The 19,329-nt window shown below is 66.1% G+C and carries 15 protein-coding genes; 6 read left to right on the plus strand and 9 right to left on the minus strand.

Annotation, left to right across the window (positions count from 1 at the left end):
• Positions 1-38: 38 nt before the first annotated feature.
• Positions 39-770, plus strand: a complete 732-nt coding sequence (locus ACZ92H_RS28565) for an alpha/beta fold hydrolase (RefSeq protein WP_465051877.1) — start codon at positions 39-41, stop codon at positions 768-770.
• Here the strand turns inward: ACZ92H_RS28565 and ACZ92H_RS28570 are convergent.
• From ACZ92H_RS28570 to htpG, 3 genes are all read right to left on the minus strand, one after another.
• Complete coding sequence (locus tag ACZ92H_RS28570; protein ID WP_465051876.1) at positions 759-1,124, minus strand: hypothetical protein; 366 nt, start codon at positions 1,122-1,124, stop codon at positions 759-761. The two genes, ACZ92H_RS28565 and ACZ92H_RS28570, sit on opposite strands and share 12 nt — an antisense overlap.
• Entirely contained in the window at positions 1,121-1,570 is a 450-nt protein-coding gene (locus ACZ92H_RS28575) for a hypothetical protein (RefSeq protein WP_465052386.1), read from the minus strand. Before ACZ92H_RS28575 ends, ACZ92H_RS28570 begins: the two co-directional genes overlap by 4 nt.
• 88 nt (positions 1,571-1,658) lie before the next feature.
• Positions 1,659-3,578 carry a molecular chaperone HtpG gene (gene htpG, locus ACZ92H_RS28580; RefSeq protein ID WP_465051874.1) on the minus strand — a complete coding sequence of 640 codons (1,920 nt, stop codon included), beginning with the start codon at positions 3,576-3,578 and terminating at the stop codon, positions 1,659-1,661.
• A gap of 67 nt (positions 3,579-3,645) precedes the next feature.
• Between htpG and ACZ92H_RS28585 the strand changes: the two genes are divergently transcribed.
• Positions 3,646-4,647: a hypothetical protein gene (locus ACZ92H_RS28585; RefSeq protein ID WP_465051873.1), complete on the plus strand. Its 1,002-nt coding sequence runs from the start codon at positions 3,646-3,648 to the stop codon at positions 4,645-4,647.
• Between the two features lie 36 nt (positions 4,648-4,683).
• Here ACZ92H_RS28585 and ACZ92H_RS28590 read toward each other — a convergent pair whose 3' ends face one another.
• Positions 4,684-6,117 (minus strand): aminotransferase-like domain-containing protein, encoded by a 1,434-nt coding sequence (locus tag ACZ92H_RS28590; protein ID WP_131378370.1) that lies wholly within the window; start codon positions 6,115-6,117, stop codon positions 4,684-4,686.
• A 130-nt stretch (positions 6,118-6,247) separates the two neighbouring features.
• On the opposite strand from ACZ92H_RS28590, the gene ACZ92H_RS28595 reads away from it, so the two are divergent.
• The 3 genes from ACZ92H_RS28595 to ACZ92H_RS28605 all read left to right on the plus strand — a co-directional run bounded on the left by ACZ92H_RS28595 (position 6,248) and on the right by ACZ92H_RS28605 (position 10,299).
• Entirely contained in the window at positions 6,248-7,168 is a 921-nt protein-coding gene (locus ACZ92H_RS28595) for a DMT family transporter (RefSeq protein ID WP_465051872.1), read from the plus strand.
• A gap of 177 nt (positions 7,169-7,345) precedes the next feature.
• Positions 7,346-8,539 carry an aminotransferase-like domain-containing protein gene (locus tag ACZ92H_RS28600; RefSeq protein WP_131378366.1) on the plus strand — a complete coding sequence of 398 codons (1,194 nt, stop codon included), beginning with the start codon at positions 7,346-7,348 and terminating at the stop codon, positions 8,537-8,539.
• Positions 8,540-8,940: 401 nt separating this feature from the next.
• The gene (locus ACZ92H_RS28605; RefSeq protein WP_131378364.1) at positions 8,941-10,299 is read left to right on the plus strand and encodes a diguanylate cyclase domain-containing protein; all 1,359 of its coding nucleotides are present in this window, start codon (positions 8,941-8,943) and stop codon (positions 10,297-10,299) included.
• A gap of 93 nt (positions 10,300-10,392) precedes the next feature.
• Here the strand turns inward: ACZ92H_RS28605 and ACZ92H_RS28610 are convergent, their stop codons facing one another.
• From ACZ92H_RS28610 to ACZ92H_RS28630, 5 genes are all read right to left on the minus strand, one after another.
• Positions 10,393-12,696 (minus strand): TonB-dependent hemoglobin/transferrin/lactoferrin family receptor, encoded by a 2,304-nt coding sequence (locus ACZ92H_RS28610; RefSeq protein WP_465051871.1) that lies wholly within the window; start codon positions 12,694-12,696, stop codon positions 10,393-10,395.
• Between the two features lie 251 nt (positions 12,697-12,947).
• Entirely contained in the window at positions 12,948-14,525 is a 1,578-nt protein-coding gene (locus tag ACZ92H_RS28615; RefSeq protein ID WP_131378360.1) for an FGGY-family carbohydrate kinase, read from the minus strand.
• A gap of 3 nt (positions 14,526-14,528) precedes the next feature.
• Positions 14,529-14,813, minus strand: a complete 285-nt coding sequence (locus ACZ92H_RS28620; protein ID WP_131378358.1) for a hypothetical protein — start codon at positions 14,811-14,813, stop codon at positions 14,529-14,531.
• 78 nt (positions 14,814-14,891) lie between these two features.
• Positions 14,892-16,460 carry a glycerol-3-phosphate dehydrogenase/oxidase gene (locus ACZ92H_RS28625; RefSeq protein WP_465051870.1) on the minus strand — a complete coding sequence of 523 codons (1,569 nt, stop codon included), beginning with the start codon at positions 16,458-16,460 and terminating at the stop codon, positions 14,892-14,894.
• The gene (locus ACZ92H_RS28630) at positions 16,457-18,067 is read right to left on the minus strand and encodes an FAD-binding oxidoreductase (protein ID WP_465051869.1); all 1,611 of its coding nucleotides are present in this window, start codon (positions 18,065-18,067) and stop codon (positions 16,457-16,459) included. Before ACZ92H_RS28630 ends, ACZ92H_RS28625 begins: the two co-directional genes overlap by 4 nt.
• A gap of 139 nt (positions 18,068-18,206) precedes the next feature.
• Here ACZ92H_RS28630 and ACZ92H_RS28635 point away from each other — a divergent pair, with 139 nt between their 5' ends.
• Positions 18,207-19,283 (plus strand): AraC family transcriptional regulator, encoded by a 1,077-nt coding sequence (locus ACZ92H_RS28635; protein ID WP_465051868.1) that lies wholly within the window; start codon positions 18,207-18,209, stop codon positions 19,281-19,283.
• The last annotated feature ends 46 nt before the right edge of the window (positions 19,284-19,329 follow it).

Consider the following 19,329-nt stretch of genomic DNA (forward strand, 5'->3'; position numbering starts at 1 on the left):
GCCAGGCGCGCGCGCCATGGGCTGCTATGATGGCCGCAATGACGACATTCGACCACGCTTCCCCCCTGCTTGTTCTCCTGCCCGGCATGGATGGCACGGGCCAGCTGTTCCAGCGTTTTGACGCGGCCCTGCGCGCGCGCGCGGACAGCCGCACCGCCATTGCAACCCGGGTCGTCGCCTACCCGACGGCACCGCTCGACTATGCGGCGCTGGAAGCGTTCGTGCGCGAGCGCCTGCCGCAGGAGCGGCCTTTCATCGTGCTGGCCGAATCGTTTTCCGGGCCGCTGGGCGCCGCCCTGCGCGCCGATCCGCCACCCGGCATGCGCGCGCTGATCCTGTGCTGCTCCTTCGTGCGCAATCCCCGCCCCCTGCTGGCGCCGCTGCGCCATCTGCTGGACCTGCTTCCCTTCGGCGCCATGCCCGGCGTCGCCCTGCGCCAGGCGCTGCTGGCCCCCTTTTCCACGCCGGAACTGCAGGCGCAGCTGGCTGCCGCGCTGGCGCGCGTGCCGCCCGGCGTGCTGCGCCAGCGCCTGCGCGCCGTGATCACGGCCGACGCCGCGCAGGCGTTTGCGCGCGGCAGCCTGCCCGTGCAGTACCTGCGCGCGCGCCACGATCGCCTGGTGCCGCCCGCGAACGCCCTGCAGATACTGCGGCTGGCGCCCGGCACGCAACTGGTCGACATCGACGCGCCGCACATGCTGCTGCAAGCGGCGCCGGCGGCGGCCGCCGACGCCGTCGTCGCCTTTTGCGCCAGCCTGTCAATCCCGTAGATAACGGCTCAGGCGCTCGCCGGCCAGCACGGCCAGCCAGCTCAAGCCGCCCGACAGCACGCTGAAATAGAGGGCCCGCAACGGATGCTGCGACAGCAGATAGGCGAGCACCGCCGCCCCCAGCACGCCGCACAAGAGCGGCTTGACGCGGCCATCGGGCAGCAGCGCCAGCAGCAGATTCGTGCCCGCATAAACATAGAACACCAGCAGCAATGCCAGCCCCCCGGCCACGCCGCGCGAGCCCAGGCTGCCAAACAGCTGCGTGTACAGGAAAAAACCCAGCCAGCTCAAGGCAATAAACAGCAGGCAGCCCAGCGCATGCGCGCCCAGGCCCGCCATCAGGCGGTGTTTCATGGTTGCTTCAGCACGGGAACGAAGCGGTGGCCGCAGGCATGGCACATGAAGGTACGCGCATACTTGTCCTGCAAGGCGGCGGCCTCCTTGTCCCAATTGGCGACGAAGGTCGTTTGCGACAAGGCGACAGAGACGACACCCCCTGCCACGAAGATCCAGAACAAGCCATTCGCGCCGGCCTGGTAAAAGATGACGGCGGCGATGACAAAAAAGATCACGCCTAACACGATCAACCCTGCCTTCTGGTGGGTCTGCATCGTCGGCCCTGCGGCCTGGCGTGACAGCAAGGTCTGGCTGCGCGTACGCGCATGGCCGTGGATGAAATCGCCATCGATCCTGCCCGACATATGAGTCGATGTGCCTGAAATGCCGGAGGCATGCACCATGGAGAGGCGTTGAACGTTGGAACTGTCACATGCCGGGCAATGCGCCATTGCTTTTTCCATAAAATAAAATAATGGCGCACTGTAGCATAAAAAAAAACGGCCCTTTCACACAGAAAGGGCCGGCTTACTTACGTCGACAGCAAGGCGTTTACTTCGCCGAATTGAGCAGCAACTCGTTCAAGCGCTTGACGAAACTGGCCGGATCGGCCAGCGAACCGCCTTCGGCCAGCATGGCCTGGTCGAACAGGATGTTGGCCCAGTCGCCGAACTTGCCGCCTTCCGCGTCTTCGTACTTCAGGCGCGTCACCAGCGGGTGGTTCGGGTTGATTTCCAGAATCGGCTTCGATTCCGGCGCGCTCTGGCCCGCAGCCTTGAGCATGCGCAGCAGGTTGCCCGACAATTCGTTCTCATCGGCCACCAGGCAGGCTGGCGAATCGGTGAGGCGGAACGTCACGCGCACGTCCTTGGCCTTGTCGGCCAGCACGGTCTTCATCTTGCCCACCAGGTCGGCGTACGACGTTTCCGTTTCTTCGTGCTCTTTCTTTTCCGCTTCGTCTTCCAGCGCGCCCAGGTCCAGGCCGCCCTTGGCGACGGAAACCAGTTCCTTGCCTTCGAAGTCCTGCAGGAAGGACAGCATCCATTCATCCACGCGGTCCGTCAGCAGCAGCACTTCGACGCCCTTCTTGCGGAAGATTTCCAGGTGCGGGCTGTTCTTGGCGGCGGCGTAGTTATCGGCCGTGACGTAGTAAATCTTGTCCTGGCCTTCTTTCATGCGCGCCACGTAGTCGGCGAACGAGGTGATCTGTTCGTCGCTGTCGTTGGCCGTCGAAGCAAAGCGCAGCAGCTTGGCCAGGCGCTCCTTGTTGGCCGCGTCCTCGCCGATGCCTTCCTTCAGCACCTGGCCGAATTCCTTCCAGAAGACGGCGTACTTGTCTTTCTTGTCCTGCTCGTCCGCGTTCGCCAGTTCTTCCAGCATGCCCAGCACGCGCTTGGTCGAGCCTTCGCGGATGACTTTCACGTCGCGCGATTCCTGCAGGATCTCGCGCGACACGTTCAGCGGCAGGTCGGCCGAATCGATCACCCCGCGCACGAAGCGCAGGTAGGTTGGCATCAGCTGCTCGGCATCGTCCATGATGAAGACGCGCTTGACGTACAGCTTGATGCCGCCGCGCTTGTTGCGGTCCCACATGTCGAACGGCGCCTTGGCCGGGATGTACAGCAGCTGCGTGTATTCGCTGCGGCCTTCCACGCGGTTATGCGTGTGCGTCAGCGGCGCCTGGAAGTCGTGCGACACGTGCTTGTAGAACTCGTCGTACTGTTCTTCGGTGATGTCCGCCTTGTTGCGGGCCCACAGGGCGCTGGCCTGGTTGACGGTTTCGTATTCGTCTTTCAGGACGGTTTCTTTTTTCTCTTCGTCCCACTCTTCCTTCTGCATCACGATCGGCAGCGAGATATGGTCGGAATACTTGCGGATGATGGACTTGATCTTCCAGCTCGACAGCAATTCGTCCTCGCCTTCGCGCAGGTGCAGGATGATGTCCGTGCCGCGCGATGGCTTGTCGATGGTTTCGATGCTGTAATCGCCTTCGCCGCTTGACTCCCAGCGCACGCCTTCCGAGGCGTCCACGCCGGCGCGGCGCGTCTCGACGGTGATCTTGTCGGCGACGATGAAGCCCGAATAGAAGCCCACGCCGAACTGGCCGATCAGGGCCGCGTCCTGCTGCTGGTCGCCCGACAGCTTGCCGAAGAATTCCTTGGTGCCCGATTTGGCGATGGTGCCCAGGTGCGAGATCGCCTCGTCGCGGGTCATGCCGATGCCGTTGTCGGAAATGGTGATGGTGCGCGCCTCCTTGTCGAAGCTGACCTTGATCTTCAATTCATGATCGTTGCCATACAGGGCGTCGTTATCGATCGCTTCGAAGCGCAGTTTGTCGGCCGCGTCGGACGCGTTCGAGATCAATTCGCGCAGGAAGATTTCCTTGTTCGAGTACAGGGAATGGATCATCAGATGCAGCATCTGCTTTACTTCAGTCTGAAAACCCAGGGTTTGCTTTTCGGAGACAGCCATTTTTACCTCATAGTCTTGTGGATGGGACGGATGCTACGGAGTTGGGGATTGTACAAGCGATTTCAAGATGCTCTTGCGCAAATGTGACCGCGTGCACATCGAACGGCGGCGCGGGCGGCGCACCAAGCATAGCAAAAACAATAACAAAACAAGCCAATCAATTGAGCGCCATGCAGATGGGGCGGGCATTAATATTAATTTTCTACCAATTAAAAAAGGGGATACGCTCGTGAAATGCCTATCAAAGATGTCTGCCTGGACGCACATGCCGCTGTACATGGCGGGTTCCTACCGCACACAAAATGAGGCAGCTGCCGCATCCGCAAAAACCATGGCCACACGCCAGCCCAGAGTCCTGATGCTCGCCGTGCGGACCGGCATCCTGGCGGGCATGCTGGCGCTGCCCGCCTTGGCCCGCGCAACCGTGATCGAGTTCAGCGTGAGCGGCATCGTCGCCCAGGGCGTGGACGAATTACGACTGTTCACCAATTCCGGAGAATCGCTGGTGGGCAAGGCGTATACGATGAAGTTCCTGCTCGATACCTCGACGCTTACCGAAAGCCAGTCCGGAAGCATCCACGGCGCCAGTAACGCAAACACTGGCGCCCCGGTATATTTTTCCGGCGAGATCACGATGGGCAACCGCCGTCACAACTGGACCCTGGACCCCGAGGGCTACGCCAGCATGTATCTGCGGCCCACAAGCAATATCCTGATGACGGGCTCCGGCGGCTACGACGCCGGGCGGTACGAGGTGTTCTCCATGATCGACGTCTCTACGGGTGGCGGATCGACTTCTTACTTTGACAGCTCGGAGTTTGAGCAGCGTATCGAATTCAAGGATTTCTTCGATCCCTGGGGCTATAGCTCCCAATTCCAGCTGACCTATACGGCTCCGCGCTATCCGGACGACCATGGCGCCTATGTCGCCACCACCAACTTCGTCGGCACCGGCACATACGCGCTGTGGCAAGTACGCGAAGTACCGGAACCCGCGCAAGCAGGCATGCTGCTGGCTGGCGTGGCACTGCTGGCAGCCATGGGCCACCGGCAGCGCCGGCGCGCCTGACCCGCTGGGGCGTGCAGGAGGCGGCAGTGTGGCACCCTACCCCAGCGCGCGGTCAAAAAAAGCCCATACCCGGTCATCCTGCACGGTGGCCAGGTTCAGGCGCATGAAGCTGGACGGCAGCTGGCGCGGCGAGAACAGGCTGCCCGGTCCCAGCACCAGGCCTTCGGCCAGCGCCTTTTCGGCCAGGACATTCGTGTCGCAGCCCGCATCGGCCCAGATGAACATGCCGGCCGGCGCTGGATCGAAGCGCAGGCCGGCCCGCTCGGCGCGGCGGTACGTGCCATCGCGTACCTTGTCGAGACGCGCGCGCAGGCGCTCGGCGTGCTTGCGGTACAGGCCCTGCGACAGGATTTTATACACGACCCGCTCGCCGATGTCGCTGGTGGTCAGGGTGGCCAGCATCTTGCGGTCGGCCAGGCGCTGCGCCCGCTCCCGCGAAGTGGCGATGAAGCCCACGCGCAGGTTCGCCGACAGGCTCTTGGAAAAGCCGCCCAGGTAAATCACGCGGCGCAGCTGGTCCAGCGCGGCCAGGCGCGTGGCGGGCTGCACCGCCCCACCGGGATGCATGTCGCAATAGATATCGTCTTCGACGACGAGGAAGTCATGCTGCTCGGCCAGGCGCAGCACCTGGAAGGCCTTGGCCGCCGACAGCGAGGTCGAGCTGGGATTGTGCAGCACCGAGTTGATCACATACAGCTTGGGACGATGCACGGCCGCCAGTTGCTCCAGCACGCCGATATCGGGACCGTCCCCCAGGCGCGGGATGCCGATGACCTGCACGCCCATGGCGGCAAAGGCGCCGAACATCAGCCAGTAGGCGGGATCGTCGACGAAAATGCAATCGCCGGGGCGGGCAAACTCGCGCGCCACCAGGTCCAGCGCCTGCATCACGCCCACCGTGGTGACGATCTGCTCGGGCGGGCAGGCGATTTCCAGGCCCGCCAGTTTGCGCTGCAGCTGCTGGCGCAAGGGCAGAAAGCCCTGCGGCGCGCCATAGCCGAGCAGCAGATTGCCCGGCTGGCGGCTGACGTCGCGCAAGGCCCGCGCCACCAGGTCGCCGTCCAGCCATTCGGCCGGCAACATGCCCGTGCCGGGCGCGGGGATGGCGGGCGTCTGGCGGAACATATTGCGGATCAGCCAGACGACATCCATGGGCTGGGCGCCCGCCTCCAGGGCGCCGGGCGGCGCCGCCGGCGTATTCAGCGACGAGCGCTCGCGCACGAAAAAGCCGGCGCCGCGCCGCGATTCCAGGTAATCGCGCGCCACCAGCTTGTCGTAGCTGGCCACCACCGTGGCGCACGACACGCCAAAGCTGGCCGCGCACTGGCGGATCGACGGCATGCGCGCGCCGCCGCGCAGCAGCTTGTCGTCGATGCGCGCCGCCAGCGAGCGCACGATCTGGTCGATCAGGGTTTCGCCCGAGGCGCGCGACAGCAAGGGCAGTGCCGGGGATGCAGGTGTATTGCTCATATGACCATTACAGTATGGGAGATTATGCGTTGAAGTGTATTTGTACTGTACTGCTATTCGACTCTAGGATAGCAGTACAGGGCAGCTTAATCCACGCCCATATATTGATCACGCCAGCACCAGGAACCCCATGCCATCGCACACCAGCATCCGCACCGCCCCCGCCAGCCAGCCACCCAGCCTCCGCGACGACCGCAAGGGCCTGCTGCTGGGATTGATCGCCGTCGCCCTTTTCAGCCTGACACTGCCGTTCACGCGGCTGGCCGTGGCCGAACTCGACCCCACCTTCGTCGCGCTGGGCCGCGCCCTGGTGGCCGCCGGCCTGGCCGGCCTGTGGCTGTGGCAGCAGCGCGCGCCCTGGCCACGGCGCGAACAATGGCTGCCGCTGGCGTTCGTGTCGCTTGGCTGCGTGCTGGGTTTCCCCTGGCTGACGTCGATCGCCATGCGCAGCCTGCCCGCCTCCCACGGCGCCGTGCTGGTGGGGATTTTGCCGCTGGCCACGGCCGTGTTTGCCGTGCTGCGCGGCAAGGAACGTCCATCGTTCGGATTCTGGCTGATGGCCGTCATCGGCACGGCGCTGGTGGTGGCGTTCGCGCTGCGCCAGGGCGGCGGCAGCTTTCACCTGGCCGATGTGCTGATGTTCGCCGCCGTGCTGCTGGGCGCGCTCGGCTATGCCGAAGGCGGACGCCTGGCGCAAGCCATGCCCGGCCAGCACGTGATTTCCTGGGCCCTGCTGCTGGCCGTGCCTTTTGTCTTGCCGGTGGTGCTGTGGGACGCCTGGCCGCAGCGCGCGCTGATGGCGCAGGCCAGCGCCGCGGCCTGGCTGGGTTTTGCGTATATCTCCGTGTTTTCCATGTTCATCGGCTTCTTTTTCTGGTACCGGGGCATGGCGCTGGGCGGCGTGGCCCGCGTGGGCCAGACGCAGCTGCTGCAGCCTTTCCTCACCCTGATCGGCGCCGCCATCCTGCTCGGCGAGCCATTGACCACGGACAGCCTGCTGTTTGCCGGCGCCGTGATCGCCGTGGTGGCGGCCGGGCGCAAGCTGAAATAAGGCGAAATGACGCCCGTTTGCAACGCTGCCCGACGTGCGCGGTGGGCAGACCAGCTTGCAAGCCGTACAATACCGCAGCACCATGGCGGCGCCTACCCGGCGCCGCTTGCGCAAGCACCGCCACAAGCGGGCCAACAAAACCAGCCGGCGCAGCTCGGCATCTTCCGTGAGACTCGTATGAAAATTGAAAATCCGAATCCGATCCAATGGCGCTTTGCCGAACGCGCGGAACAGCTGCAAAGCTCGTTCATCCGCGAAATCCTGAAGATCACGCAGCGCCCTGAAATCATCTCGTTTGCCGGCGGCCTGCCCTCGCCCGCCACCTTCCCCGTCGAGGAAATGAAGGCGGCCTTCGACAAGGTCCTGTCGAACAATGGCAAGGTGGCCCTGCAATACGGTCCCACCGACGGCTACCTGCCGCTGCGCCAGTGGATCGCCGACTCGCTCTCCAGCCAGGGCAGCACGATCGCGCCGGAACAGGTGCTGATGACGTCCGGCTCGCAGCAGGCGCTGGACTTGCTGGGCAAGGTCCTCATCGACGAAGGCAGCAAGGTATTGGTGGAAACCCCCAGCTACCTGGGCGCCTTGCAGGCGTTTTCCGTCTACCGTCCCGAATTCGTGTCCGTCGATACCGATGACGAAGGCCTGGTGCCGTCGTCGATCAACCCCGTCGCCGATGGCGCGCGCCTCTTGTACGCGCTGCCGAACTTCCAGAACCCGACGGGCCGCAGCCTGTCCGTGGCGCGCCGCGTGGAACTGGTGGAAACCTGCGCCCGCCACGGCCTGCCGCTGATCGAGGATGATCCGTACGGCGCCCTGAGCTACAGCGGCGAGCCGTATCCGAAGATGCTCAACATGAATCCGGACGGCGTGATCTACATGGGATCGTTCTCCAAGGTGCTCACGCCCGGCATCCGCCTTGGCTACGTGGTGGCCCCGCCGCCGCTGGTGCGCCGCCTGGAGCTGGCCAAGCAGGCAGCCGACCTGCACACGTCGCAGCTGACGCAAATGGTGGTGCATGAAGTGATCAAGGATGGCTTCCTGGAACGGCATATTCCCAGCATCCGCAGCCTGTACGGCAACCAGTGCCAGGCCATGCTGTCGGCGCTGGAAGAACACTTCCCGGCCGGCGTCAGCTGGACCAGACCGGAAGGCGGCATGTTCATCTGGGTCACCCTGCCCAAGCATATCGACGCCATGCAGCTGCTCGACGAAGCCATCGCCAACAAGGTGGCCTTCGTGCCGGGCGCGCCGTTCTACGCCAACACGCCGGAAACGCACACGCTGCGCCTGTCCTTCGTGACGGTGCCGCCGGAACGCATCCGTGAAGGCATCGCCATCCTGGGCAAGCTGATCGCTGCCAAAATGTAATCGCACTCTCCACGCCCCGCTCCCCGCGGGGCGTGCCGGCTGCCCGCAGCGCCAGCGGGCACGCGTCTTTTCCCCTTAAAAACAGCCTTTACGGCAACAACTACGTGTATTTATTTTTAAAAATAGCATAAAAATAATGATTTACCACGTCTTTGAACGTCGATTTTTCACCCAAAGAATTAGCAAAGCGGTATGATTTGGCCGAAGCAGCAGACTTGAATCCGGTCAGCCTTTGACTACACGTGTACATGCGCTCACGGTCCGCGGTTCGCGGCCAGGGCTACACTCCTGGCGCTATCCTGCCCGACCGCCACGCGCGGGGGCGGCTTGCCGGGCTTCGGCATCACCGAAAGTGCAGCAAACGCTGGCCTCGCGCAGCACATCCGAAAAGGCCGGTAGCAATGAGTCCAGGCAGTGTGGGGTTTCCCCAACGGCGCGAAGCCGCCATTTTGATTGTCGATGATGCGCCGGCCAACCTTGAGCTGCTGCGCAAGCTGATGAGCGAACAGGGATACCAGACCTATGTCGCCACTTCCGGCGAACGGGCGCTGGCGATCGCCCAGCGCGCCCATCCCGACCTGATCCTGCTCGACGTGCTGATGCCGGACATGGATGGCATCGAAACGTGCCGCCGCCTCAAGCAGCATCCGCTGACGCAGCGCATCCCCGTCATCTTCATGAGCGCCAAGACGGAAACGGAAGACGTGGTGGCCGGCTTCGACTGCGGCGCCGTCGACTACATCAGCAAGCCGCTGCGCATGGCCGAAGTGTGCGCCCGCGTGCGCGCCCAGCTGCAAATCCGCAGCAACAATGAAACCCAGCAGGAACAGGCCGAGCGCCTGCGCACCATCGTCAACAACATGGCCGAGGGCTTGCTGATCATCGAGGCCGATGGCCGCATCCAGTACACCAATCCGGCCTGCGACGAATACCTGGGCTACCGCGAAAACGAACTGGCCGGGCGCTCCATCGGCGAGCTGCTCAGCCCTCTCGTGACGCAGGAATATCTCGATTACTTCGCCATGTACGCCGCCAATCCGGACACGGCGCACAACCACGGCACGCGCGAAGTGACGATCCGCCACCGCAATGGCGAAGCGCTGAGCATGGACCTGACCCTGACGCCGATGTATCTGCGCCAGCCCCTGTATATCGGCCTGCTGCACGACATCACGCACCACAAGCAGTCGGAAGACGCGCTGCAGCGGGCCGCCTACCTCGATCCGCTGACAAAAATCGCCAACCGCCGGCATTTCGACAGCTTCCTGGAAAAGGAATGGCAGCGCGCCGTGCGCGGCGGCAGCGCCCTGTCGCTGGTGGTGCTCGACGTCGACCACTTCAAGCTGTACAACGACAGCCTGGGCCACCCGGCCGGCGACAGCTGCCTGCAGCAGGTGGCGCAGGCCATCGCCTCGCACGCCAGCCGCCCCGGCGACCTGGCGGCGCGCTATGGCGGTGAGGAATTCGTGCTGCTGTTCGCCGACACCGGCGCCGACAGCGCCCTGGCGCTGGCCGAGTCCATCCGCGCGCACATCGAAGCGCTGCAACTGCCGCATCCGCGCTCCGCCACCTCGCCCTGGATCACCGTCAGCATCGGCGTGGCCACCATCGAACCGCACCAGCTGGACGACCGCAAGGCGCTGTTCGTCGCCGCCGACCGCGCCATGTACGTGGCCAAGGAAGGGGGACGCAACCAGGTCCGCGCCACGCACTCGGGCAGCACGGCCTGGGAGACGGTCAAAGCGTTGGTGTTACGTTAAGGATACGGCGAACCGGGAGTAGGCCCAAGTCACAAAAAAAGGCACCCCGGGCCAAGCGGGCCCGCGTCTCCGGCCCGCCATTCTTAAAATTAATCAAAACTTACGTGACACGCTCAACTTTGCATTGCGTCCCACGCCCGTCACCGCCTCGCTCAGGTACGGCATGTAATTGCGGTTGAAGATATTGTCCACCGTCAGCCGCACTTCCGTGCCGCGCCAGACGCCCTGCCGGCCATTCCACGAGGCGAACAGGGTGTGCAGCGCATAGCCTTTCGACGGCGGCAAGCGGTACACATTGCCCACTGGCAGGACGCGCTCCTGTTTGGCGACAAAGCGCCCCTGCCAGCCGATGCTGGCGCCCAGGTCCGGCATGCGCCAGCCCAGGCCCGCCATCAGCTTGTCGGGCGCAATCGTCGACACGGGTTCGTCCGCGCCCCACGGGTCGCGCTGGGAACCGGTGCGCGTGCCGCGCTGCTTCGACAGCGACGCGCTGGCGAACAGGCGCGGCGAGTTGTAATAGGACTCGACTTCCACGCCCTGCGTATGGAAGCCGGCCAGATTGCGGTAGTCGGACAGGGCCGGCGGCACCTTGCCCGATCCCGGCACGTAGCCTTCGATCAGGATGCCCAGGCGCGGGCCGATATTGTCGCTGACCTTGTTGCGGTAGGCCGTCAGGCGCAGCTGCGCGTCGTCGCGTTCCATGAGCACGTTCTGGCGGTGCAGCATGACGCCGGCGCGCACGGCCGTCACCCGCTCCACGGCCAGGTCGCGGCTGGTGCCCGGCGTTGACGAGCCGAGCTTGGACGAGACATAGTATTCGTTCGAATACATCTCGTCGATGGTGGGCGCGCGCCAGGTGCGGCTCAAGTCGCCGAACAGCGCCACGGCGCTGGACGCTTTCCAGAACAGGCCCAGGCGCGGCGACCAGTCCTCGTGCGCCTTTTCGCTGAAGTCGTGGCCCGCCTCGGGCAGCGGGCTGTTGTAGCGCGACGCCTTGTTCGGCACGCCTTCGGAGACGACGCGGTCGTGGCGCAGCGCCGCCGTCAAGGTGATGCTGCCGTAGGTCATCGCGTCCTGCAGGTACAGGCCCGTGGTTTCCTGGCGCCCGGCCGGCATGTAATAGGGCTGGAAGTAGCCATAGTTGTACGTCGGGTCCTTCAGCGCCGTCGACGACGGGTAGTACATCAGGGTATCGCGCACGTTCTTGTGCCATTGCAGGCCCGTTTGCAGCACGTGCGACACGGCGCCCGTGGAAAACACGCTTTCGTTGCGCACTTCGGCGATGCGGTCCACGTACGAGGCCCAGCTCTCGTTGCCCAGCGACCCCAGGTAAGACCCCAGCGAAGCCGATGGCAGGCGCTTGTCGTGCTGGTCCGTGTGCGAATAGCCGGCGCTGGCCGTCAGCTTGATCCACGGCTTGTCCTGCGGCGCGTACTGCCACTTCACGGAATACGTGTCGTCGTTCTGGTCGCGGTAGACGGCCTTGCGCTGCCATGCTTCTTCCAGCCCGTACTTCTTGATTTCCGCCTCGGTCGGCGTGGGCACGTCCTCGCCCATGGCGGCGAACGGGCCCCAGCCCGTGCTGCCGCTCTTCATCGCCGTCAGCGTCAGCAGCTGCTCCGGCGTCAAACGGATATTCAGCTTCGCCAGGCTCGATGGCGCGTCGATAGCGGAAAAGCGGAACGGCTTGCCGTCCGGCTTGCGCAAATCGTCGGACTTGCGCTGCGTGGTAAACGCCATCGCATCGAAGCGGCCATCCTCGGTGCGGCCATACACGGCCACGGTGGCGTCGTTTTCCCCGTTGTTCGAATGGCGCGAATACTTCACCATGGCGCCGATTTTCTCGTCGCCTTCCAGCATGTCCTTGGCATCCTTGGTCTCGACCGTGATGACGCCGCCGAAACCGCCATTGCCGTACAGGCTGGTATGCGCGCCCTTGTTGACTTCGATCTGCTTGATCAGTTCCGGCTCGATGAAGATGGAACCCTGGCGGTATTTCTCGAAGCCCTTGGGCACGCCGTCGAGGATGACCTTCACGTCCTGCACCTTGTTGAAACCCCAGATATTGAGGCTCTGGCCGCTGGGACGCGCCGTGCCGGCCAGGTCCACGCCGGGCAAGGTGTCGAGCAGCGAGGCGACATTGTCCGCCTGCTGGCGCTCGATGTCGGCGCTGCTGATGTACGAGCGCCCGGCCGTGCCGGCGCTGATGGCGTCGCCAAACACGCTGATGGCCGGCATCTGCGTGTCGTTTCGCGCCGCATCGTCCTTGCCCGCCTTCTCGGCCGCCCAGGCGCTGCCGCCCATGCCGCCCAGTACCAGCGCCAGCGCGGCGGCCATGGGCGTCAATGCGCCCGTGCGCGCCGTGGCGCGCCATCCTTGTTTGCTGCTGATCTTCATTGCTATCCTTGCCTGGGGTTGCTCACTACTTCATGCTTCTGGAATGAAAAAATGCTGGGCAGAGGGAACAGACAGTGCACGATCAAGCGGCGGCGTTGAAGGAAGCGTGGCGGCGGCATTCTGCCCGCGCGAAAACGCGCCGGCGCGTGGCCGGCGGCGTAGCGCACTCACCGTGGATTTATTGCCTAAGTGAAATGCGGGACACATCATAACTCGGATGCGAATGATTCGCAATACGATTTGAAGCCCGACTATTCCGGATAGCCCGTGATATCGGCAATCTCGCGGTACAGGGGCTGCAGCCGCGCATACATCTTCCGGTACACGCGCCGGTACAGCTGTTCGTAGATCTTGCGGTGTTCGGGATGCGGCTGGAACACCTTGCCCTTGCGCGTCATCGCCTGCACGGCGGCGGGAAAATCCGCATGCCAGCCCAGGCCCACGCTCGCGGCGATGGCCGCGCCCAGGCCCGAGCTTTCATACACATGGGCGCGCGCGGCCGGCAAGCCGAAGATGTCGGCCGTCAGCTGCATGGCGGCGTCGCTCTGCGAGCCGCCGCCGGCGATGCGCAGCTCCGTGATCGCAATGCCGCTGCGCCGTTCGATGCGTTCCTTGCCCTCGCGCAGCGCATAGGCCAGGCCTTCGAGGATGGCGCGGTAGATGTGCGCGCGCGTATGCACGTCGCCAAAGCCGATCATGGCGCCCTTCGCTTCCGGGCCCGGCACCTTGATGCCGGGACTCCAGTACGGCTGCAGCATCAGGCCCATGGAACCGGGCGGCACGGCGTCGACCAGGCGGTCGAACAGCGCTTCGGCGCAGAGGCCCGTGCCGTCTTCGGCGGCGGCCGCCCGTTCGCGGTCGCCAAACTGCTCCTTGAACCAGTTGACCATCCAGTAGCCGCGGAAGATCTGCACTTCCGTGCTGTAGGCGCCCGGCATGGCGGCCGGATAGGGCGGAATGAAGCGCGTCACTTCCACGTACTTGCGGCTGGTCGTGTTGATGGTGGCGGTGGTGCCGTAGCTCAGGCACGCCACGTGCGGCTCGACGCAGCCGGCGCCCAGCACCTCGCAGGCCTTGTCGGCGGCCGCCGCCAGCAGGGGAGTACCTTCCGGTATGCCCGTCGCGGCGGCGGCGGCGGCCGTGATGGCGCCCATGCGCGTGCCCGGCGTCACCAGTTCCGGCAGCATGGCGGGCCGAATCGCCAGCGCCTGCCACTTCCAGTCGAAGCGCCCGGCCCACGCATGGCGCTTGTAGTCGAACGGGATGTACGCCACCTGCGATCCCGTCGAATCGACGTAGTTGCCGCACAGGCGGTGGTTCAGAAAACCCGACAGCAGCAGGAATTTGTGCGTGCGGCGCCAGATGTCTGGCTGCTGCGCGCTGATCCAGTTGATCTCGGCCTCGCGGCGGAAATACGCGATCGTGCCATCGAGGCGCGTGGCGCGGAAGATGGCGCGCCACCACGGCGCCAGCGGGGGAATCTCGCGCGTGCTGCGCTGGTCCAGCCAGGTGATCGCGGGACGCAGGGGCGCCCCGTCTGCATCCACGTTGACGACCGTGCCGCGCTGCGTGGTGACAGCCACGCCTGCGACCGACGATTTTGCGATGGCGGTGCCGCGCCACAGCTGCTGGCACGCCGCGCACACGGCTTGCCAGTAGCCCTCGGCGTCATGCTCGGCCCAGCCGGGGTGTTCGGAATAATACGCTTCCAAAAAGACTTGCGCCTTGGCGGCCAGCTTGCCGTCCCGGTCGAACAGCAGCGCGCGCACGCTTTGCGTGCCGTTGTCGATGGCAAGGATGTACGGGCCATCGCCCGCTGCGCAGGCCATGGCTTATGCCACGCTGGCCAGCGCGGCGCGCAGCGCCTGCAGCAGCGCCTGCGGATCCTTATCCGGCCGGGCGCTGTAGACGGGCGCTTCCCAGTCCTGGCCGCGCACGGCCACCACGCGCAAGCGTCCTTTTTCATTCCAGGCCGGATACCAGCCCACGTCGACGATGTCGCCATTCGCGCAGGTAATTTGCAGCAGGTCTTCGCCCAGGTCGTCGACAAGGGCAGCCACGGGCTGGCGCAAGTCCAGCGCCGACAGGCTGTCATAGGTGATGCGGGCTTCGCCCAATGCCAGGGGCTGGCCGAACAGGGTGGTCTCGATGATGCTCTCCTCTTTATATTTTTTATCGTTGTTGTTATCGCTGCCTTAGTCACCCGGCGGCACGCTGTAATGCCGCCGCCACAGTGCCAGGTAGCGCTGCAGCTCCGCGTCCCAGCGCGCATCGTCCCAGCCCAGCTCCGCCTGGCAAATGGCGCGCAGGCGCGGCATGATAGCAAGCGCGCCGCCGGCCAGCTGCAAACCGAGGCGCGTGCGCCGCAGCAGCAAGTCGTCCAGGTGCTGCACGTCTTCCCTGCGCGCGCCCCAGCGCAGCTGCGCCCACAAGGTCTGCGTGCCCGGCACCGGCATCAACTCGCCGTCCAGCGCCGCATCGCACAGCGCCTGCGCGTGCGCCCCATGGCGCCCCAGCAGGCGGGCGCGCTGTTCCGCGTCCAGCGCCAATGCCTTGCCCGCCAATGGCGCCGCCGCATCGAAGATGGGCAGCGGCCGCAAATCCGCCTGCCAGCCAGGCAGCAGCGGCGCGGCGCGGCGCAGCGCATCAAGGGCGATCACGCGGAAGGTCGTCAGCTTGCCGCCCGCCACCGTCAGCAAGCCATTTTCCAGCCATAGCGCATGTTCGCGCGCTTCCTTCGACGGGTCAAGCTGGCCGCTGTCGATCACGGGGCGCACGCCGGAAAACGTGGCCAGCACATCCTGCTCCCCCAGATCGAGCGCGGGAAACTGCCAGCGCAGCGCCGCCAGCAGATAATCGAGTTCGCCGCGCGTGATGGCGGCCTCGTTTTCCAGGCCGCCGGCATGGTCCACGTCGGTGGTGCCCACCAGGGTCACGCCCTCCCATGGATACGCAAACACCGGGCGGCCATCGCGCGGATGCATCAGGCTGACGGCTTGCGCCAGCGGCAGGCGCCAGGCGGGCAGCAGCAGGTGGCTGCCGCGCAGGGGCCGCAGCTTCGGCTGTTCTCCCACCTGCCCGCGCAGGCCATCGGCCCACGCGCCCGTGGCGCTGATCACCAGGCGCGCGCGCACGGCAGACGCCGCGCCATCGACCGCATCGAGCAAGGTGGCGCCGGCGACCTTGCCGCCCTCGCGCAGCAAGGACGCCACGCCCAGGTAATTGACGGCCACGCCGCCATGGCGCCGCGCCTCCTGCAGCACGCGCAGCACCAGGCGCGCGTCGTCCGTCTTGGCGTCCTGGTACAGCATGCCGCCGCGCAGGCCCTCGCGCTGGACGTGCGGCGCCAGCATGGCAAAATCGGCCGCGTCGACATAGCGCCGCGCGCGCCGCCCCGCCATCAGGTCATAGATGGCCAGTCCCAGCATGAACTGGCGCCGGCCCGGCTTCCTGCCCGCGTAGTCGCCAAAGGCAAAGCCCTGCGGCTCGACCAGCCCCGCCGCGTCCGCCAGCAAGGCCTGGCGCTCGTGCACCGACTCGCGCGTCATGGCGAACTGCCCCTGCTTCAGGTAGCGCAAGCCGCCATGCACCAGCTTGGACGAGCGGCTCGACGTGCCCCAGGCGAAATCGCGCTGCTCCACCAGCAGCGCCGTCAAGCCGCGCCGCGCCGCTTCCAGCAGGATGCCGGCCCCCGTGATGCCGCCGCCGACGATCAGCACATCCCACTCGCGCGCCAGCAGCGCGGGCAGCTCCGCCCTGTTCACAATCCTGTCCCCGGTTCAGGCAGCAGCTTGCCGGGATTCATCATGCCCTGCGGGTCGAACTGGCGCAGCAGCGCGCGCATGGCGGCGATGCCCAGCTCCCCCTTTTCCGCCGCCAGCCATGGCGCATGGTCCGTGCCCACGCCGTGCTGATGGCTGATGGTGCCGCCGTTGGCGACGATGGCGGCGCCGGCCGCATCCTTCAAGCTGCGCCAGCGCGCCAGGTTTTCCTCGTACGTGGGCGCCAGCCGGTACACATACGTGGTGTAGACGCTGGCGCCCTGCGCATACACGTGCGACAGGTGCGTGTACGCGTGCACCTGCTCGCCGTGCCGGGCCAGCGCGCCGGCCCCCGCCTGCTCCAGCGCCGCCATCATGGGCGTGACGCGGGGCCAGTCGACGGCCGTTTCCACCGTGTCGATGACATAGCCGTGTTCCCAGGCGCCGTTGCGCAGGTAGACATTGCGAAAGCGCCCCTGCTTCCACTTGTCGCCCATGTGCCGTCCCACGTGCGCGCCGCCGTGGCGCCGCGCCAGCTTCAGGGCGGCGCGCAGGGCCGCGCGCGCCGGTGCAGCTTCGCCGCTGACGCCCACCATCAGCATGCACTTGCCGTCGCCGCAGCCGCGCAGCGACAGGTAGCGTTCCAGCAGCCCCACCAGTTTCGGATGGCCGGCCAGGGTCAGCATGGTCTGCGTCTCGAGCGCGTTCGACAGGCGCAGCATGGACAGGGAGAGGCGCGACTGGGCCAGCGCGCGCACGGCGGCCTGCGCCTGCTCCCAGCCGGCAAAGAACACGGCGTGGAACGCTTCGTACGGTGGCAGCGGCGAGACGCGCACCGTGGCCTGCGTGACGATGCCCAGCCGCCCCTCGGAGCCGAGCACCATTTCGCGCAGGTCGATGCCGGCCGCCGAGGCGGGGAACGTGGGGATCGCCAGGGTGCCGGCCGGCGTTTCCACCACGCCGCCCGCGAACAGCTGCTCGATGCGTCCATAGCGCAGTGATTGCTGTCCCGACGAGCGCGTGGCGATCCAGCCGCCCAAAGTGGAATACTCGAACGACTGCGGATAATGGCCCAGCGTGTAGCCATGCGCGCGCAGCTGCGCTTCCAGGTCGGGGCCATACACGCCCGCGCCAAACGTGGCCAGCTGCGCTTCGCGGTCCAGGTGGCCCAGCGCGGACAAGCGCCGGAGGCTCAGCGCCAGCACGGGACGCGGGCCCGGCGCCACCGTCAAATGTCCCGCCACGCTGGTGCCGCCGCCGTGGGCAATCACGGCCACGCAGGCCTGGCGCGCGTAGTCGAGCAGCTGGCGCACCTGCTGCGCGCTGTCGGGAAAGGCCACGCCATCGGGCACCGCGCCGAGACGTCCGTGGCGCAGCTTGAACCAGTCGGGCAGGCTCTGGCCCAGCGCATGGCGCACGCGCTGGGCCGGCGTGGTGTCGATCAGCGGATGCGGCGCCAGGCGCGAGACGGGCACCTGCGCGCAGGCGTCGTCGAACGTGGCGTCCGCGATGGGACTGCCCGGCCCCAGCCGCGCGCGCAGGAAGGCCAGCGCGTCCTCGCTCAGCGCATACACGATGCGCGCGTCCCCCCAGCCATTCCAGCGTTGCATCGCCATCCCCTTGTATTGGCCCGGCTTGCAGCCTCAGTTGCGCGCCACGGCGGCTTGCTATACTGTCTTCTCTGATCAACAGCATATGCCGCCACGCAGCACGGGTATTGGTTTTTCATGACAATCGCATTGTTCCATCATGACAGGCACTGACCGCCACCACGTGGAAGGCCGGGTCGCCATCGCCTATCTGCAGCCGCTGCTGGAGGCGGCGGGGGCGCACGGCATCGCTGGCGCTGTCCTGGCGCAGGCGGCCGGCATGGCGCCGCACAGCCTGGACGCATCCGCGCCCGGGCTGGCTGCGCGCGACTATGTGCGCCTGCTCGACGCGGGCGCGCAACTGGCGGGCGACGCGCATTTCGGCCTGCACGTGGGCCAGCGCGTGCGCATGGGCACGTACAGCGCCTATGGCTTGATACTGCTCAGCTGCAAGGACGTCGGCCAGGCGCTGGAACAGACGGCCCGCTACGAACGGCTGGCGCACGACCTGGGCCGCTCCACCCTGCAGCGCGATGGCGCCGTCGCGCATTACCGCTGGAGCAGCCATTACCCGGGGGCCAGCCGGCACCTGGTCGACAGCGTCTTTGCCGGCGTCAAAGTGTGCGGGGACTGGCTGGCCGGCATGCCGCTGCCGCCCGCCCGCCTGGCGTTCACGCACGACGGCGGCGGCGAAGCATTGCTGCGCCACGCGGCGCACCGCGACGAATATGTGCGCGTGCTGGGCAGCCTGCCCGCCTTCGGCGCGCACGCCAACACGGCCACCTTCGACGCGCAACTGCTGGACTGGCCCGTGCCGAACGCCGACGTCAGCCTGTATCCCGTGCTGTGCCAGCATGCGGAACAATTGCTGGCGCAGCGCCAGGCCGCCACGGACCAGGGCGGCGCCATCGACGCGCAGGTCCGCGCGGCCATCGTCGCGGGCTTGCGCCACGGTTCGGCCAAGCTGGCCGCCATCGCCGCCACCTTGGCCATCACGCCGCGCACCCTGCAGCGCAAGCTGGCCGATGCGGGCACCAGTTTCCAGGCCCTGCTGGACCAGGCCCGCTATGGCCTGGCGCGCGACTATCTGCGCCAGCCCGGCCTGTCGCTGGTCGATATCGCATTCCTGCTGGGCTACCAGGAACAGAGCGCCTTCAACCACGCCTTCCGTGCCTGGGCCGGCACCAATCCCGGCGCCTGGCGCCTGCAGGAAATGCAAGCGAGGCAGGCGGATTGACCGGCGCGTGCGGACCATGCCAGGGGCGTTTTCTGGCTATACTGGC

It is taken from the genome of Janthinobacterium foliorum, assembly GCF_978021625.1.

Coding starts and splice junctions, on each gene's coding strand:
- ACZ92H_RS28565 (WP_465051877.1), top strand. CDS start 39: ATGACGACATTCGACCACGCTTCCCCCCTGCTTGTTCTCCTGCCCGGC.
- ACZ92H_RS28570 (WP_465051876.1), bottom strand. CDS start 1,124: ATGAAACACCGCCTGATGGCGGGCCTGGGCGCGCATGCGCTGGGCTGC.
- ACZ92H_RS28575 (WP_465052386.1), bottom strand. CDS start 1,570: ATGGAAAAAGCAATGGCGCATTGCCCGGCATGTGACAGTTCCAACGTT.
- htpG (WP_465051874.1), bottom strand. CDS start 3,578: ATGGCTGTCTCCGAAAAGCAAACCCTGGGTTTTCAGACTGAAGTAAAG.
- ACZ92H_RS28585 (WP_465051873.1), top strand. CDS start 3,646: ATGCTCTTGCGCAAATGTGACCGCGTGCACATCGAACGGCGGCGCGGG.
- ACZ92H_RS28590 (WP_131378370.1), bottom strand. CDS start 6,117: ATGAGCAATACACCTGCATCCCCGGCACTGCCCTTGCTGTCGCGCGCC.
- ACZ92H_RS28595 (WP_465051872.1), top strand. CDS start 6,248: ATGCCATCGCACACCAGCATCCGCACCGCCCCCGCCAGCCAGCCACCC.
- ACZ92H_RS28600 (WP_131378366.1), top strand. CDS start 7,346: ATGAAAATTGAAAATCCGAATCCGATCCAATGGCGCTTTGCCGAACGC.
- ACZ92H_RS28605 (WP_131378364.1), top strand. CDS start 8,941: ATGAGTCCAGGCAGTGTGGGGTTTCCCCAACGGCGCGAAGCCGCCATT.
- ACZ92H_RS28610 (WP_465051871.1), bottom strand. CDS start 12,696: ATGAAGATCAGCAGCAAACAAGGATGGCGCGCCACGGCGCGCACGGGC.
- ACZ92H_RS28615 (WP_131378360.1), bottom strand. CDS start 14,525: ATGGCCTGCGCAGCGGGCGATGGCCCGTACATCCTTGCCATCGACAAC.
- ACZ92H_RS28630 (WP_465051869.1), bottom strand. CDS start 18,067: ATGCAACGCTGGAATGGCTGGGGGGACGCGCGCATCGTGTATGCGCTG.
- ACZ92H_RS28635 (WP_465051868.1), top strand. CDS start 18,207: ATGACAGGCACTGACCGCCACCACGTGGAAGGCCGGGTCGCCATCGCC.